The sequence below is a fragment of the Mycolicibacter sinensis genome (assembly GCF_001673565.1).
GTDB classification, from domain to species: Bacteria; Actinomycetota; Actinomycetes; order Mycobacteriales; family Mycobacteriaceae; genus Mycobacterium; species Mycobacterium sinense_C.
Genome location: NZ_LZMF01000026.1, coordinates 1 through 17,237 on the forward strand (window position 1 = coordinate 1; position 17,237 = coordinate 17,237).

The following is a 17,237-nucleotide window of genomic DNA, read 5'->3' on the forward strand; positions in this document are numbered from 1 at the left end:
CGGTGCCGACGGCACCGCCGACAGCGTCGACGGCCAGGCCGGTGGCCTGTGGTTCGGCGATGGTGGCGATGGCTGGACCTCGAACCTCGAGGGTGTGGCCGGCGGTAACGGCGGCCATGCCGGGGGTATCGGTGACGGCGGTGACGGTGGCGCCGGCGGCCTAGGCGCTGATGGTGGCAATGGTGGCCACGGCGGGGAGATGTGGGGCAACGGCGGCGACGGTGGAGCCGGCGGTGCCGGTACGGCGTTGTTGGCGGCCGGTAACGGCGGCAACGGTGGCAGCTCGGGTCAGGCCCAGGACTTCTTCGGCATGGGTGCGCTGGGCAACGGCGGCGACGGCGGCGTCGGTGGTGCGGGCTGGAACGGGACGACCGGCTCGTTCGCCAATGGCGGTGATGGCGCCGGTGCCAACGGCACCAACGGTGGCAACGGCGGCAACGGTGGTGCCGGTTCGTCGATCCTGGGGATCGGCGGCAACGGTGGCACCGGTGGTGCGGCCGGCAACGGTGGAGACGGTGCGACCGGCACCGCTGCGCACATCACCGGCGGCAACGGTGGCGACGGTGCCGCCCCGGGCACCGGCGGCAAGGGCGGTGTCGGTGGCAGCGCGGCGGGCGTGGACGGCACCTCACCGACCAGCGGCGGCAATGGCGGTAACGGCGGCCGTGGCTACGACGCATCCACCGACGCCAACGCGGTCGCCGGCGCCTCAGGTGGCGATGGTGGTCTAGGGGGCAACGGCGGTGCCTACGGCAACGGCGGCACCGGCGGAGCCGGCGGCAACGCCGCAACCGGGACGAACGGCCAGGACGGTGTGCTGACCGGTCGTTCGGTGACGCAGGTTCCGAGTGCTGGGCAAGCTGGCGGCAATGGTGGCAGTGGTGGTGCCGGCGGTAACAGCGGCACCAAGGGCGGCAACGCCGGCAACGGTGGTGATGCCGGCAACGGTGCTGACGGCGGCACCGGCGGTCATGGGGTTCAGATTCCGGCTGACCAGAACACCGGTGCTGTGAGCGCAGCCAATTCCAATGGCGCGGTCGGTGGGGCCGGCGGTCATGGCGGCAGCGGTGGTGCCGGTGGCCAGGCGCTGTGGGACGGCGGCAACGGCGGCAACGGCGGTAATGCCGGGACCGGCGGCAATGGCGGTACCGGTGGGCAGGCCGGTGAGCACGACAACAACGCCGCGACCATCGACGGCACGGGCAACGGTGGTGCCGGTGGGGCCGGTGGCGACGGCGGCAACGGTGGCGCGGCCGGTGCTGGCGGGGCCAACGGGCAAACCGGGACCTTGGGTAACGGCGGTAGTGGCGGTAACGGCGGCGACGGTGGGCGGCTCTTCGACGGCGCAACTACCGGACAAGATGCCAACCCGGCCAAGCCTCCGGCGCACGGCATCGGCGGTGACGGTGGTGTCGGGGGTAACGGCGGCACCGGCTACCACGCGGGTGCCGGCGGCAACGGTGGCAATGGTGGTGGCGGCGGTGCCGTCCCGGTCGACGGCGACGGCAACCCGATCGGCGGTGTCAACGGGGACGCTGGCGGCAACGGTGGCGCTGGTGGCGCCGGCGGTGACGGCATCTCGGTGGCCAACGGCGGTGACGGCAACGGCGGCGCGGGCGGTAACGGCGGTAACGGCGGACACGGCCAAGACGGCGCCTCCTATGCAGCGATCAATGGCCTCAACAATGCCTATGTCGCCCCCTACGGCCCGCGTGACGCCAACCCCGGCGGTGCCGGCGGCAACGGCGGCGACGGTGGTGCCGGTGGTGCGGCCGCCGGTGGTGTGGCCGGGCAGCAGGGCAACGGCGGCGACGGTGGTGGCGGCGGCAACGGTGGTGCCGGTGGTGACGGCGGCGTGACATTCGAGAACGGCCGGGTGGTGATCGACGGCACCGCCGGCGGTGCGGGCGGCGCCGGTGGTACCGGTGGCTCCGGTTTCAACGCCGGCAACGGCGGCAGCGCCGGAACTGGTGGTACAGGGGGTAACGGCGCAGACGGCTCCAACGAGGCCGGTGGTATCGCCGATGGTGGCCACGGCGGCAAGGGCGGCGACGGCGGCGATGCCGGTGTGGCCGGTACGGCTAACGGAGGCAGCGCCGGCAGTGACGGTGCGGTGGCCGACGGTGGAGCCGGCGGTAACGGCGGCGCCGGTGCCGGCAATGTCACCGGTGTGACCGGCGGCGGAGCCGGCGGCAACGGCGGTGCCGGCGGTGCCGGCGGCGGTGGCACACACACTGCCGGCAACGGTGGTGCCGGTGGCAGCGGTGGTGACGGCGGTTCCGGGCAGATCGGTGCCGACCCGAGCACTGGCTTGAGCACCAACGGCAATGGCGGTGGCTACGGCGGCATCGGCGGGGCCGGTGGCGCCGGCGGTACCGCGACCGCCGCAGACGGTATCGGCGGCAACGGCGGCCAGGGCGGCGCCGGTGGCAACGGCGGTGCGGCCGGTGCGGCACAGCACACCGACGCCGGCCACGCGTGGTCGCAGCATGCTCAGTTCGGCGGCAACGGTGGTGCCGGCGGCGCGGGCGGGGCCGGCGGCGCCGGGGGCGTGAACGGTCACGTGGGCAACGGCGCTGATGGTGGTGCCGGAGGCAACGGCGGTGACGGCTTCACGGCGACGCCCACCGACTACAACGGCGGACGGGTCGATGTCGCCGGTGGGGCCGGCAATGGTGGCACCGGTGGCGCAGGTGGGGCCGGTTTCAACCCGGGTGACGGTGGTGCTGGCGGTAACGGTGGTAACGGCAACACGGTGACGGTCAACGGGCCTGGCGGCACCGGACCGACGGGGGCTACGGGCAGTGGCGCCACCCCCGGTGCCGGCGGCGATGGTGGTGCCGGTGGTGACGCGATCGGCGGCGGCACCGGTGGCGCCGGTGGCGCGGGTGGCGACGGCGGCATCGCCGGCGGTGACAATGCCAACGTGGTGGCCGCGACCGGTGGCGCCGGCGGTGCTGGAGGCGCTGGAGGCGCGAGTGACACCGGAAGCGGTGGCACCGGCGGTACCGGCGGCGACGGCGGCAACAGCGAGACCACGGGCGGCGGCGTCGGCGGCACTGGCGGCGGTGGCGGCCAGGGCGGTGCGTCCGGGGCCACGGCCGGTGACGCCGGTGGACCCGCGGATGCCGTCACTGGCGCTACCGGCGGCGCCGGCGGCACGGGTGGTGCCGGCGCCCAGCCCACCCCGTAGCAGACGGTCAACATGAGCGATCGGCGAAGCTCCGGACGCCTCGGCGTCCGGAGCTCTGCCGTCATCGCTGTCTCAGGTGACGTCAGGTCTCCGGCTGTGAGGATACTCAGCGCCACTCGCACCGATCTCAGCCGATCGGTGCTGTCGTCTGAAGGGGCGCCTCCTAACCGTGACCGGGCGATGGAACCCGCGGAGTTGCGCCCACCGGAACCCCACTACGGGAATCGGTACCAAATGAATGAGTCGGCTAGTAATCAATAACTAGAAGTAGAGATTATTCGCCCTAATCTCTACTATGGTGAACATAAGCGATTTTCAGCGTATCGACAGTAGGTGTTGCGTGTCGGAGGGGGCCAAGCAGTGATCGATCGCGGAGTGGACAACGAGCAGCGGGTAGGCGAACCGGTCCGGCGGCGGGGACGCGGGATCGTGGGGGCGGTGTCGGTGGTCGGCGCTTTCCTGGCGTTCGGGATGGCGCCGATGGCGGCGGCCCCAGCGGCCAATGCCGATTTCGATGACTTCTTGACTGATCTCTTCGATCCGAGTGCCTGGGGCAACTTGTCCGGTGATTTCGACAGCCTGTTCACCTCGTCCGGCTGGGATCTGTCGGGTTCGGCGGCTGCGGATGCGGATTTCGCCCAGATGTGGGACACCATGTTCTACACGCCGTTGCACGCGGCCTTGCAGGACTGGATCAATTCTGACTTCGGGTCGCAGGTCAACGGTGTGGTGAACCAGATGTTCGCGCCGTTCACCGAGGGCTTTTGCGGGATGATCTGCAACGGCGCTGACGGCACCGCCGACAGCGTCGACGGCCAGGCCGGTGGGCTGTGGTTCGGCGATGGTGGCGATGGCTGGTCGTCGAACCTCGAGGGGGTGGCCGGGGGTAACGGTGGTCATGCCGGTGGTATCGGTGACGGTGGTGACGGTGGCGCCGGCGGCTTCGGTGCCGACGGTGGCAATGGTGGCCACGGCGGGGAGATGTGGGGCAACGGCGGCGATGGCGGGGCCGGCGGTAATGCGACCGCGACCCTGGCGGCCGGTAACGGCGGCAATGGCGGGTCCTCGGGTCAAGCGCAGGACTTCTTCGGCATGGGCGCGCTGGGCAACGGCGGTGACGGCGGCGTCGGCGGCGCCGGCTGGAACGGGGCGACCGGATCGTTTGCCAACAACGGTGATGGCGCCGGTGGTAACGGCAGCAACGGTGGAAATGGCGGCAATGGTGGTGCCGGTTCGTCGATCCTGGGCATCGGCGGCAACGGTGGCACCGGTGGTGCGGCCGGCAACGGTGGCAACGGCGCGACCGGCACCTTGGCGCATCACAACGGTGGCAACGGTGGCGACGGTGCCGCCCCGGGCACCGGCGGCAAGGGCGGTGTCGGTGGCAGCGCGGCGGGCGTGGATGGCACGTCACCGACCAGCGGCGGCAATGGCGGTAACGGCGGCGCCGGCTTTGATGCCGGCGCGGCTAACTCGGGTGCCGCAACCGGCACCGACGGCGGTAATGGCGGGGTCGGCGGCAACGGCGGGGCCTACGGCAGCGGCGGCACCGGTGGCGCCGGCGGCAATGGCGCGCTCGGCGCCGGCGGCACGAACGGCACGCCCAGCAGCACCGGCAACGCCGCGACCGCGGGTCAGGCCGGCGGTAACGGCGGCAACGGCGGTGCCGGCGGGAACGGTGGCGCCAAGGCTGGTAACGCCGGGGACGGCGGTGCCGGTGGTAACGGCGCCACCGGTGGTACCGGCGGTAACGGCGCGGTGAGCACCGACGACGCCGATGTCACACCCGCTGCGAACGCACTCGGCCAGGACGGTGGCGCCGGTGGCCACGGTGGTGACGGCGGTGCCGGCGGCCAGGCACTCAGCGACACCGGCAACGGCGGCAACGGCGGGGCGGCCGGTACCGGCGCCAACGGAGGCACCGGTGGTGTGGGCGGTACCAGCAATGACGGCGTCACCAACACCAACAGCTATCGCCCCGGCGGCAATGGTGGTGCCGGTGGAGACGGCGGCAACGCCGGTGTCGGCGGCGCAGGCGGTGCCCAGGGCGCCGACGGTCAGCTCGGTGAGGGCGCTGACGGCGGCGACGGTGGCGATGGCGGCGCGGCCGCACCGTGGGTCCATGACATCTGGCCCGGCGGCCAAAGCGGCCCGACGGGTGCAGTGGCCGGTAACGGCGGAACGGGTGGTGCCGGTGGCACCGGTCTGCACGCCGGTAACGGCGGTCACGGCGGTAACGGCGGCTTTGGCGGCGGCACCGCGGGTACCACCCCGGGCAGCGGTGGCAATGGCGGTGCCGGTGGCGTCGGCGGCAAGGCCGTTGCAGGCACCGTCGACGGGCTCGGCGGCAATGGCGGTGTTGGCGGGGCCGGCGGCGCCGGTGGCAACGGCAACATCATCGAGTCCGGTCCCCTCGCAACGAACGCCCCGCGGATTCTGCCTGCCGGTGATGGCGGCAACGGTGGCGACGGCGGTGCCGGCGGTGCCGGATTCGGCAATGGCCACCAAGGTGACGGCGGCAATGCCGGTGCCGGCGGAAATGGCGGCAATGGCATGTCGGCTCCGCAGACGGTGGTGCGCAATACGGCCGGGGACACCATGACGCTGTTCAACGGCGGCGACGCCGGCAACGGCGGCAACGGCGGCGTCGGCGGCGACGGCTACAACTCGGGTGACGGCGGTGACGCCGGGGCTGGAGGCACCGGCGGAAACGGTGCCGACGGCACCGTTGACAACCCCAACGGGGGCAACGGCGGTAACGGAGGCAACGGCGGCGACGTCGGTGTGGCCGGCACCGCCAACGGCGGTACCACCGGGACCGATGGCGCGACCGCCGACGGCGGCGCGGGCGGCTCCGGCGGCAACGGACAGGGCAACGTGACCGGCGTGACCGGCGGCGGGACCGGCGGCAATGGCGGCGCTGGCGGCGCCGGCGGCGGCGGCACCCACACCGCGGGCAACGGCGGCGCCGGTGGTGCGGCCGGTAACGGCGGCTCGGGGCAGATGGGTGCTGTGCCGTCCACCGGGTTGAGCCTCACCGGCGGCCCGGGCGGCGTTGGCGGCTCCGGTGGCGCCGGAGGCGCCGGTGGTACCGCGGCCGCCGCTGACGGTATCGGCGGCAACGGCGGCCAGGGTGGTGCGGGCGGGAACGGTGGCGTGTCCGGTGCGGCCCAGCACAACGACGCCGGTCATGCCTTCGGGCAGCACGGTGCCGTCGGCGGCACCGGCGGCGTCGGTGGCGCCGGCGGTGCCGGCGGCGCAGGTGGCGTGAACGGCCACGTCGGCAACGGCGCTGATGGTGGCGCCGGCGGTAATGGCGGCGACACCTTCACCCCGACGCCCAACGACTACAACAACGGCAATGTCGATGTAACCGGTTCGGCCGGTAGCGGAGGCGACGGCGGGGCCGGTGGTGCTGGCTTCAACCCCGGCAACGGTGGCGATGGCGGCGACGGCGGCAACGGCAACACCGCCACCGTCAATGCTCCTGGCGGTACCGGTCCGACCGGAGTCACTGGCAGCGGCGGCCTGGCGGGCGCCGGCGGCGATGGCGGCGCCGGTGGTGACGCCATCGGCGGCACGACCGGTGGTGCCGGTGGTGCTGGTGGCTCTGGCGGTATCGCCGGTGGCACCAACCCCAACGTGGTGGCCGCGACCGGTGGTGCCGGTGGTGCTGGTGGCGCTGGCGGCGCGAGTGACACCGGAAGCGGTGGCGCCGGTGGCACCGGAGGCGACGGCGGTAACAGCGAGACCACGGGCGGCGGCGTCGGCGGCACCGGCGGGGGTGGCGGCCAGGGCGGTGCGTCCGGCGCCACGGCCGGTGACACCGGGGCGGCGGGCGACGCGGGCTCGGGCACGACCGGTGGCTCCGGCGGCACGGGTGGTGCCGGAGCCCAGCCCACCCCCTAGCAGACGGTCAGCACGACCGGCACGACACCGGGAATGCCCCGCACACCTCCCCGTGCGGGGCATTCCCTTTGGTCCTGTGACGATCCCTAGGATGCGGGCGGTGTCCTCAGTTCGGGAGGACTGTCATCAAGACCGCCGTTTTCGGCCTTGAGCCGTCGAGCCTGGACGTTTCTCCCAATCCAAGGGACATTCGTACACTTTCCGACACTTCGTTCGGACATGACGAAGCTAAACCATACCAAGTGAATGGATTGACGCGAATTCCTAGACTTCCGTAGACAATTGACGTTCGCGTAACTATGGTGTGGTTTCTGAGGCCAACGTTAGCAAGAGGCCTTACTCCATTTAGGGCTTTGAGAAGGGTCGGTTCACATGGCTAGTCGGCGCGGCGTCACCGGTAGCGGATTGTCGGGTAGGGGCGGTTCGGGGCGGCGCGCTCGGCGGGCGGTGGGTGCGTCCTCGGCGGTCGCGGCGTTCTTGGCGTTGGGGTTGTCGCCGTTGGCGGCGGCGCCCGCGGCCAATGCCGACTTCGATGACTTCTTGAGTGATCTGTTCGATCCGAGTGCCTGGGGCAACCTCTCGACGGACTTCAACAGCCTGTTCACCTCGGACTGGAACATCGGTGCGGCCGATGACAGCGGAACCGAGTGGGCTCAGATGTGGGACACCTACTTCTACGCGCCGTTGCATGACGGTCTGCAGGACTGGATCAACTCTGACTTCGGTGCGCAGGTCAACGGTGTGATCAACCAGATGTTCGCCCCGTTCACCGAGGGCTTCTGCGGGATGATCTGCAACGGCCTTGATGGCACCGCCGAAAGCGTCGATGGTCAGGCCGGTGGGTTGTGGTTCGGCGATGGCGGCGACGGCTGGTCCTCGAACCTCGAGGGGGTGGCCGGGGGCAACGGTGGCCATGCCGGTGGTATCGGTGACGGCGGTGACGGTGGCGCCGGCGGTTTTGGTGCTGACGGCGGTAACGGTGGCCACGGCGGGGAGATGTGGGGCAACGGCGGCGACGGTGGCGCCGGCGGCGCCGGTACGGCGACCTTGGCGGCCGGTAACGGTGGAATTGGCGGCTCCTCGGGTCAGGCCCAGGACTTCTTCGGCATGGGCGCCATCGGCAACGGCGGCGACGGCGGCGTCGGCGGCGCCGGCTGGACCGGCACCAACGGCACCACCGGCGCGACGGCCGGCGCCAACGGTGGCAACGGGCTGGCCGGCACCAACGGCGGCAACGGTGGGGCCGGCGGTGCGGGTTCATCGATCCTGGGCCTCGGCGGCAACGGCGGTGCCGGTGGGGCCGGCGGTAACGGCGGCGCCGGCGGGTCCGGGGCGACCGGGGCGGCCGGCACGTTCGACGACGGTGGCGATGGCAACGGCGGCAACGGCGGCAGCGGTGGTGACGGCGCGAACGGCGGTAACGGCGGCACCGGCGGTGCGGCCGGCGCCGGCGCCACGTTGTTCGGTGGCAGCGGTACCCAGGGGGTCGGCGGCAACGCCGGCAACGGCGGCGATGCGGGCCTGGCCGGTGACGGCGGGGCCGGTGCGGCCGGGACCGCTGCGCATCCCGACGGCGGTAACGGCGGCAATGGTGGTGACCCGGGCGCGACTGCCGGGCAGGCCGGCAGCGCCGGTACCGGTTCGGCTGCCGGGCAGGCTGGCACCGACGGCGTGGTGTCGACGGCCGCGCAGGGCAATGGCGGCGTCGGCGGCAACGGCTACGACCCGTCGACCGACGCCAACGCGCTGGCCGGCGCCTCCGGCGGCAACGCCGGCAACGGCGGTAATGGCGGAAGCTACGGCAACGGCGGCGACGGCGGCGTCGGCGGCACCGGTGTCGACGGCGGTGCCGGCCAGGCCGGCGGCAACGGCGGCAACGGCGGTGCCGGCGGCTTAGGCGGTGCGCTCGCGGGCAACGGCGGCAACGGCGGTAACGCCGGTCAAGCCGGCAACGGCGGCAACGGGGTGATCGGCCTTCCTCCGGCAGACGGCGATACCGCCGGCACGGACGGCGGGGACGGCGGCACGGGCGGCAACGGCGGTGCCGGCGGTAACGCGCAGGCCGCCAGCGGCAACGGCGGCAACGCCGGGCAGGCCGGCAACGGCGGCAACGGCGGGGCAGCCGGCGCTGCTCAGCACACCGACGCCGGCCACGCCTACTCGCAGCACGGTCTGATCGGCGGCGACGGCGGCAACGGCGGCAACGGCGGTTCCGGCGGCCTCGGCGGCACCGACGGAACCGACGGCGCCGGCACTGACGGCGGCAGCGGCGGCAATGGCGGTGACACCTTCACCCCCACGCCCAACGACTACAACGGCGGCCGTGCCGATGTGGCGGGCTCCGCCGGCAACGGCGGCAACGGTGGCGCCGGCGGTTCGGGCACTAACGCCGGTGCCGGCGGTTCAGGCGGTAACGGCGGCAACGGCAACACCGTCACGGTCAACGGTCCCGGCGGCACCGGGCCGACCGGCGGGGCAGGCAGCGGTGGTATCGCCGGTAGCGGTGGTAGCGGCGGTGCTGGCGGCGACGCGACCGGCGGCAACACCGGCGGCGCGGGCGGTAACGGCGGCAACGGCGGCATCGCCGGCGGCAACAGCGCGGCCAACGCCACCGGCGGGCACGGCGGTAACGGCGGCAACGGCGGTGGCAGCGACTCCGGCACCGGCGGCACCGGCGGAAACGGCGGCAACGGCGGATCAAGCCAGAACGCCAGCGCCAATGCGATCGGCGGCGACGGCGGCACCGGCGGCACCGGCGGCGCCAGCGCGACCGGAACCGGCGGAGACGGCGGCACCGGCGGCAACGGTGGTGCGGGTGTTGACGGCGGCACCACACGTCCGGACGGCACCACCCTGGTCAACGGAACCAGCGGCGGCAACGGCGGCGACGGTGGCACCGGTGGCGATGGAGTGAGCTCCGGCAACGGCGGCGACGCCGGGCAGGCCGGTGTCGGCGGCAACGGCGCGAACGGCACCATCGTCAACCCCGGCGACCTGGGCAACGGTGGCGTGGGCGGCAACGGCGGCAACGGCGGCAATGGCGGTGCGGCGGGTACCGCCAACGGCGGCAGCACCGGTGTCCGCGGAGCCGGCGCCGACGGCGGCGCCGGCGGCCAGGGTGGCGACGCCGCCAAGGACGAGGACGGCAACTACATCCATATGCCGACGTTGTCCGGCGGGTACGGCGGCGCCGGCGGCAACGGCGGCAACGGCGGAACCGGCCTGAGTGCCGGAGCCGGCGGTGCCGGCGGTTACGGCGGCGGCGGCGGCGTGAACGTGCCCGGCGTCACCACCCCGCAGTCCGGCGGGGGCGGGAACGGCGGTAACGGCGGTGACGGTGGCGCGGCGACCACCACCGCCGACGGCGGCGACGGGCTCGCCGGTAACGGCGGTGACGGCGGCCTCGGCGGCAGCGGCGACGGCGTATCTGGCGGTGCCGGCGGTAACGGCGGTGCCGGTGGTGCGGCCACAGGCGATTCCACCGCCGGTAACGGTGGCTCCGGAGGTGACGGCGGAGACAGCCACAACAATGGCGGCAAGGGTGGTGCCGGCGGTGCCGGCGGCGACAGTGTGGCCGGGAAAGCCGGTACCGGTGGTGCCGGCGGTAACGGCGGGGTGACCGATACTCGGGGCGGTGCGGGTGGCGCCGGCGGCGCCGGCGGCTACAGCGCCGAAGCTGACGGTGGCGACGGCGGTGCCGGCGGTAACGGCGGCAGCCCCAGCGGGTCGCCCGCAGGATCGTTGATTGCCGTGAATCCCGGTGCCGGCGGCGCCGGCGGCGCCGGGGGCGCCAGCGGCGGTGCCGGTACCGGCGGCAACGGCGGTGATGGCGGCAACGGCGGTGACAACAACGTTTCCGGCGCCGGCACTGTCGCCGGTCATGGTGCCACCGGTGGTGCCGGCGGTGCCGGGGGCGACAGCGCAACCGGTACCGGCGGGAACGGCGGCAACGGCGGTGACGGCGGCGACAACAACGCCAGCGGCACCAACGTCGCGGGCCACGGCGGCACCGGCGGTGGCGGCGGCAACGGCGGCGCATCCGGGACCACGGCCGGTGAGGCCGGTACACCGGGTGACCCGTACACCGGCCTGGCCGGTGGTGCCGGCGGCGACGGTGGCGCCGGCGCCCAGCCCGCGCCGTAAGGAATCGCAGCAATGCAGCAGCCCCGCACGGCATGGCCGCGCGGGGCTGCTGCATTCCGGGGAGGTACACCGGCCGTGGTCTGGCCGTGCCTGGCGCGAACCGCAACACGTACCCACTAACGTGGACCCGTGGATTACCAGAAGAAACTGATGCCCGTTCTCGGTGCCGTGCTACTCGGTGCGCTGTTCACCGGCGGTTGCGGCAGCAGCACACCGCGCAACGCCGAGCAGGTCCCGGATGCCGCCGCGGCCGCCGAGTTCGCCAAGACGCTGAGCGACAAGGTGACCATCGACGCGATGATGGGCCACTTGGAGAAGCTGCAGGACATCGCCAACGCCAACAATGACACCCGCTTTGTCGGCACCCCGGGATATGACGCCAGCGTCGACTACGTGGCCGACACGTTGCGCGAGCACGGTTTCGACGTCCAGACTCCGGAGTTCATCGCCCGGGTGTTCAAAGCAGAGAAGGGCTCGGTACACCTTGGCGACAAGACCGTCGAGGCCCGCGCGCTGCAGTACAGCCTCGGGACCCCGCCCGACGGTGTCACCGGCCCGCTGGTGGCCGCGCCGGCCGATGACAGCCCGGGCTGCAGCCCAGAGGATTACGACGGGCTGACCGTCAAGGATGCCGTCGTGCTGGTCGACCGCGGAACCTGCCCGTTCAAGGAAAAGATGGCCGTCGTCGTCGAGAAGGGCGCGGTTGCGATGGTGGTCGCCGACAGCATCGACGAGGAGAAGATGGGTGGCACGCTGGGGGAGGCCACCGAGGTCAAGATCCCGGTGGTGAGTGTGACCAAGGCCGACGGCGCGATGCTGCGCGGCGGGCACGGCGCCATGACCGTCAAACTCGATGCGCACACCGACGAGATCCCGGCGCGCAACGTGATCGCCCAGACCAAGACCGGATCGACCGAGAACGTGGTGATGCTCGGCGCCCACCTGGACAGCGTCCCGGAGGGGCCCGGTATCAACGACAACGGCTCCGGGGTGGCCGCGGTGCTGGAAACCGCGCTGCAGCTTGGTGATTCGCCGCAGGTGCAGAACGCGGTGCGGTTCGGGTTCTGGGGCGCCGAAGAGCTCGGCCTGATCGGCTCGAGGAAGTACGTCGAGTCGCTCGACGCCGAGCAGCTCAAGAACGTCGCGCTGTATCTGAACTTCGACATGCTCGGCTCGCCGAACCCGGGCTATTTCACCTACGACGGCGACCAGTCGCTGGCGCCCGATAAGCGCGGTCAGCCGGTGGTGCCCGAAGGCTCGGCCGGCATCGAGCGCACCCTGGTCGACTACCTCAAGTCGGTCGGCAAGGAACCGCGCGACACCTCGTTCGACGGTCGCTCCGACTACGACGGGTTCACCCAGGCCGGCATCCCTTCCGGCGGCCTGTTCTCCGGTGCTGAAGTGAAGAAGTCGCCCGAAGAGGCCAAGCTGTGGGGAGGTGCCGCCGATGAGCCGTTCGACCCGAATTACCACCAAAAGGGCGACACCATCGACAACATCGACCGCGACGAGTTGGCCGTCAATGGCCGGGGCGTCCCCTACGCCGTCGGGCTCTACGCGCAGGATCTCAGCGGCCGCAACGGAGTTCCGGTACGCGACGATCGCACCCGCCACGTCGTCAGCACGCCGTGATCCGTTCGGCGGGCGCCCTGCTGGTGGCAACCGCCGTGCTGGCGGGCTGCTCGCCGGAGCCCGCCGGGCCGCCGCTGCCGGACCGGCTGGCCGGTCAGGTCACGCTCGAGGCGATGCTGTCGCACCTGCAGCGATTCCAGGAGATCGCCGACGCACACCGACATAACCGGGCTGACGGCACGCCAGGCTTCGACGCCAGCGCGGACTATGTGGTCAACGCCTTGCGGGACAAGGGCTTCGACGTGCAGACGCCGGAGCTCACCCGGCTGGACACCACCTCGCCGGGCAAGCCGACCTTGACCGTGGGCGCAACCGGCTACGCCGTCGACCAGGCCTCGCTGCTGGTGCGCACCCCGCCCGGCGGCGTGCGCGGCCCGGTAATCCGCCCGACCCAATCGACCGGGTGTGCGGCGGCCGACTATCCGGCCGGGGTGCCGCGCGGGGGCATCGCCGTGGTCAGCGACGCCGGTTGTTCGGTGGTGGCCAAGCAGGACGCTGCGCTGCAGCGCGGTGCCGCCGCACTGATCGTGGTCAGCCCGCCCAGCCGCAACGGCGCGCCTGCCGGGCTGTTTCCACCGGACTACTACGAGCAGCTCACGATGCCGGTCGCGGTGACCGGTCGCGACGGGGAGCACGCGCTACGCCGCGCCACCGGCGCGGTGCGGCTCGTGCTCGACGCCACCACCGTCAAGATCACCTCACGCAACATCTTGGCGCAGACCAAAACCGGCTCCGCGGATGACGTCGTGATGGTCGGTGCGCACCTGGACAGCGCACCGGGCGGGTCGGGAATCAACGACAACGGCTCCGGAGTGGCCGCGGTGCTGGAGACCGCCCTGCAGCTGGGACCGTCGCCCGCGGTGACCAACGCGGTGCGGTTCGCGTTCTGGGGCGCCTTCTGGGCCGGAGAAGAACCACAGCTCGGCGGGTCCACCGACTACGTTTTCGGACTCGACCGCGAGGCGCTCAACGACATCGCGGTCTACCTCGACGTCGACATGCTCGCCTCGCCGAATGCCGGTTACTTCACCTACGACGGCGACCAGTCGGCGCTGCCGAGCCGCGATTTCGCCGCCGGCGACGTCCCCGATGGCTCCGCCGGGGTGGAACGCACCCTGGCCGGCTACCTCAATCTGGCGGGTGTGCGGCCCGCCGACATGCCGCTGAGCAGCGACCACGATTACAGCCCGTTCGTGATGGCCGGCGTTCCGATCGGCGGGATCACCACCGGGGCATCGCAGCCCAAGACCACCGCGCAGGCCCGGCTGTGGGGCGGGGAACCCGGGACCGCGTTCGACCCGAACTATCGCGGTCCCCGTGACACCTTCGACAAAATCGACCGGCAGGCCCTGGCGCTCACCGGTCCCGCGGTCGCGTTTGCGGTGGCCAACTACGCGCAGTCCCTCGGAGGCCCGAACGGCGTTCCGCTTCGCGACGCCCGCCACCGGGTGCCGCTGGTCCCCTAGCGGTTGCGACCCGACGGGCCCCAAGCGGAGCACCTTGCGCTCACTGTTCACCCAGATGTGTTAAGAATGGCGCTTTAGATAACGGAAGTTATGAGGTGATTATCACGCTTGGTGCCACGAACGACCCGGCCGAACGCCCGGGCGCGCGCATCCGACGGCGCCCCAAGGACCGCAAAGCACAGATCACCCGTGCGGCGGCGGAAGCGTTCAGTGCGCAGGGCTATCACGCGACCAGCATGGAGGCGATCGCCACCAGAGTTGGGATTTCCGCGCCTGCTCTGTACCGGCACTACCCCAGCAAATACCAGATGTTCGCCGTCGTCGTCGGTACGCTCGGCCAGCAGCTGGTTGACTGCACCGCCTTCCTCGACGACGTCCCCGACGCCGAGCTGGAGCGCGACGCCGCGGCGGTACTTGACCAGGCCTTCGACGCGCTGATCACCTCGGGGATCGGTGACCGCGAGATCGGCGGGTTGTACCGGTGGCAGGGCCGCTATCTGCAGCCCGACGATCAGGCCAAGTTGATGGCGCAGATGCGCACGGTCCATCGGCGCATTCAACGTCCACTCGTCGCGCTGCGCCCGGAGCTGACCTCCCCCGAATGCTGGACCTTGTCATCGAGCCTGCTCAGCCTCTCCGGAAGCATCCTCGGCCACCGGCTGCGGCTCCCCGACGAAGAGGTCCGGCCACTGCTCAGCGAGGCTGCGCGCGCGGTGGCGGCCGCCCAACTGCCCAAGCCCGAAGACGTCGGAGTCAACCGGCCGGCGGTATGGCGCATCTTCACGCCGGACGCCGGACCGTATGAGGCCCTGCTGCACGCGGCGATCCTGCTGTTCGGCAAACAGGGCTACGCCGAGACCAGTGTCACCGAGGTCGCCGACGCCGTTGGCGTCCCGGCATCCGGGGTATACCGCTACTTCTCCAGCAAAGCCGACATCTTGACGACCGGTCTGCAGCGCGCCATGGACCGGATCGCCGGGGAGATGTCGGCCGTCGCCAGTGTGTTCGCCGACCCGCGCGAGGCCCTGGCCCGTCTGGTCGAGGCGTGGGTGGCCACCGTGTTCGCCAATCCCGAGCTGGCCGCCGTCTACGACACCGAGCGGGTCAACCTGGCATCGGCCGAGCGGGAACTGCTCCGGGATTCCGAGCGCGGGTTCATGGACACCTGGGCCAAGCCGCTGATCATGGTGCGGCCCGGACTGGACAGCGACCACGCCAGGTTCCTGGTGCACGCGTTGTCGGTACTGCTCGACGACATGGCCCGGGTGGCTCGGGAGCGCGCGGCCAAGCTCGGCGAGGACGCCGACCCCGGCGGGCCGGGTTACGCGCAGGCCTGCCTGCGCGTCCTGATGGAGTCCATTCTGCTGGGCCCGGCGGACGCCTGACGATTTCTCTGGCTCAGGCGAGCTGGTAGTCCTCCAGCGGGAACCGCGAGCCGTCGCGCACCGCGTTGCGCACCGAGGTGGGCCGCAGCAGCGACGCTTCGCCGCTGGGGTTGAAGTAGTAGGACCGTGAGGTGGCACAGTCGCCCGCGTAGAACACCGAGCGGTCCAGCCGCTTGGTCATCTCGTCGAGGAAGCGGGTGTTGGCGGCCTCGGTGACCTCGAAGGTCGTCGCGCCGCGGCGCTGCAGTTCGCCGAACAACCGGCCCATGTGGCGCATCTGGTATTCCATCGTGTTGAAGAACGACAGGCCGCAGAACGCATAGGGGCTCGCCAGGCTCAGGAAGTTCGGGAAGGCCGGGATCGAGACCCCCTGGTAGGCCTGGAACCGGTTTTCCCGCCACCATTTACCCAGATTGCGCCCGTCGCGTCCGACGATCTCGATCGCCGGGAAGTTGGCCTCCCACATGTCGAAACCGGTGGCCAGCACCAGCGTGTCGATCTCGCTCTTGCGTCCGTCGAGGGTCACGATGCCGTCCGGCTCGATGTGATCGATCCCGGCCGTCTCCAGGTGCACGTGCGCCTGGTTGAAGGTGCGGTAGTAGTCGTTGGACCAGCTGGGCCGTTTGCAGCCGATGTCGTAGTTCGGGGTGAGCTTGGCCCGCAGCTCCTTGTCCCGGATCGAGATGAACCGGTGGATCTTGCACAGGTCCATCGCGCCGATCGACAGCCGGCGGAAATAGGGGAAGTTGAGGATCCCGACGAACGTCATGAACCCCAGCAGCCCATCGGTCACAAACCGCACCGCCCGCTGCGTGAGCGGCACCCGGGCGAACAGGCGCCGCACGGCCGGCGAGATCCCGAAGTCCAGCTTGGGCGCCACCCAGATCGGCGTGCGCTGGTACACCGTCAGGTCGGCGACGGTCTTGGCCAGCTCCGGGATCAGCTGCACCGCGGTGGCGCCGGTGCCGATCAGGCCAACCCGTCGGCCGGTGAAGTCGTGCTGAGCATCCCAGGCGGTGGTGTGCACCACCTTGCCGGCGAATTCGGCGATGCCGGGGATGTCCGGGGTGTGCGGCTGCGACAGGAACCCGGTCGCGGTGATCAGGTAGCGGGCGCTCAGGGTGGTGCCATCGGCCAGGTTCACCTGCCAGTGCTGGGCCTCCTCATCCCAGCGGGCGCCGTCCACGCATGTGTTGAACCGCATGTGCCGGCGCACGTCGTACTTATCGGCGACGTGCTCGGCGTAGCGCTTGAGTTCCGACCCGGTGGCGAACAGCCGCGTCCAGTGCGGATTGGGCTCGAACCAGTAGGAGTAGGTGGTCGAGGGGATGTCGACGGCCAGTCCGGGGTAGCGGTTGACGTGCCACGTCCCGCCCAGCTCGTCCTCGCGTTCGAGCAGGACGATGTTGTCGTAGCCGAGCTTCTTGAGCTCGATCGCCGCGCCCATCCCGCCGAAACCCGCACCCACGATGACGACGTCGAAGCGCTCCGTACTCATGAAAATCACGG

7 protein-coding genes are annotated in these 17,237 nt (G+C 71.6%); 6 read left to right on the plus strand and 1 reads right to left on the minus strand.

Translation table 11 applies throughout. The features are described 5' to 3' along the window. The 6 genes from A5648_RS24800 to A5648_RS04415 form a co-directional block, all read left to right on the plus strand. On the plus strand, positions 1 to 3,193 hold a 3,193-nt coding region (locus tag A5648_RS24800; RefSeq protein WP_065023370.1), incomplete at its 5' end, for a PGRS repeat-containing protein. Positions 3,194 to 3,553: 360 nt separating this feature from the next. Then, complete coding sequence (locus tag A5648_RS24805) at positions 3,554 to 7,102, plus strand: PGRS repeat-containing protein (protein ID WP_065023371.1); 3,549 nt, start codon at positions 3,554 to 3,556, stop codon at positions 7,100 to 7,102. Positions 7,103 to 7,474: 372 nt separating this feature from the next. Further along, the gene (locus tag A5648_RS24810; protein WP_165607297.1) at positions 7,475 to 11,245 is read left to right on the plus strand and encodes a PGRS repeat-containing protein; all 3,771 of its coding nucleotides are present in this window, start codon (positions 7,475 to 7,477) and stop codon (positions 11,243 to 11,245) included. Positions 11,246 to 11,395: 150 nt separating this feature from the next. Further along, the gene (locus A5648_RS04405) at positions 11,396 to 12,877 is read left to right on the plus strand and encodes a M28 family metallopeptidase (RefSeq protein ID WP_065023420.1); all 1,482 of its coding nucleotides are present in this window, start codon (positions 11,396 to 11,398) and stop codon (positions 12,875 to 12,877) included. Then, a complete protein-coding gene (locus tag A5648_RS04410) occupies positions 12,874 to 14,343 on the plus strand; it encodes a M28 family peptidase (RefSeq protein WP_065023373.1) in 1,470 nt (489 codons plus the stop codon). The genes A5648_RS04405 and A5648_RS04410 overlap by 4 nt, the downstream gene beginning before the upstream one ends. 95 nt (positions 14,344 to 14,438) lie before the next feature. Then, positions 14,439 to 15,728, plus strand: coding sequence for a TetR/AcrR family transcriptional regulator (locus tag A5648_RS04415; RefSeq protein WP_267887781.1), 1,290 nt, complete (start codon positions 14,439 to 14,441; stop codon positions 15,726 to 15,728). A 13-nt stretch (positions 15,729 to 15,741) separates the two neighbouring features. On the opposite strand, the gene A5648_RS04420 is transcribed toward A5648_RS04415, so the two are convergent. Beyond that, positions 15,742 to 17,226, minus strand: coding sequence for a flavin-containing monooxygenase (locus A5648_RS04420; RefSeq protein ID WP_065023374.1), 1,485 nt, complete (start codon positions 17,224 to 17,226; stop codon positions 15,742 to 15,744). Positions 17,227 to 17,237: the final 11 nt, after the last annotated feature.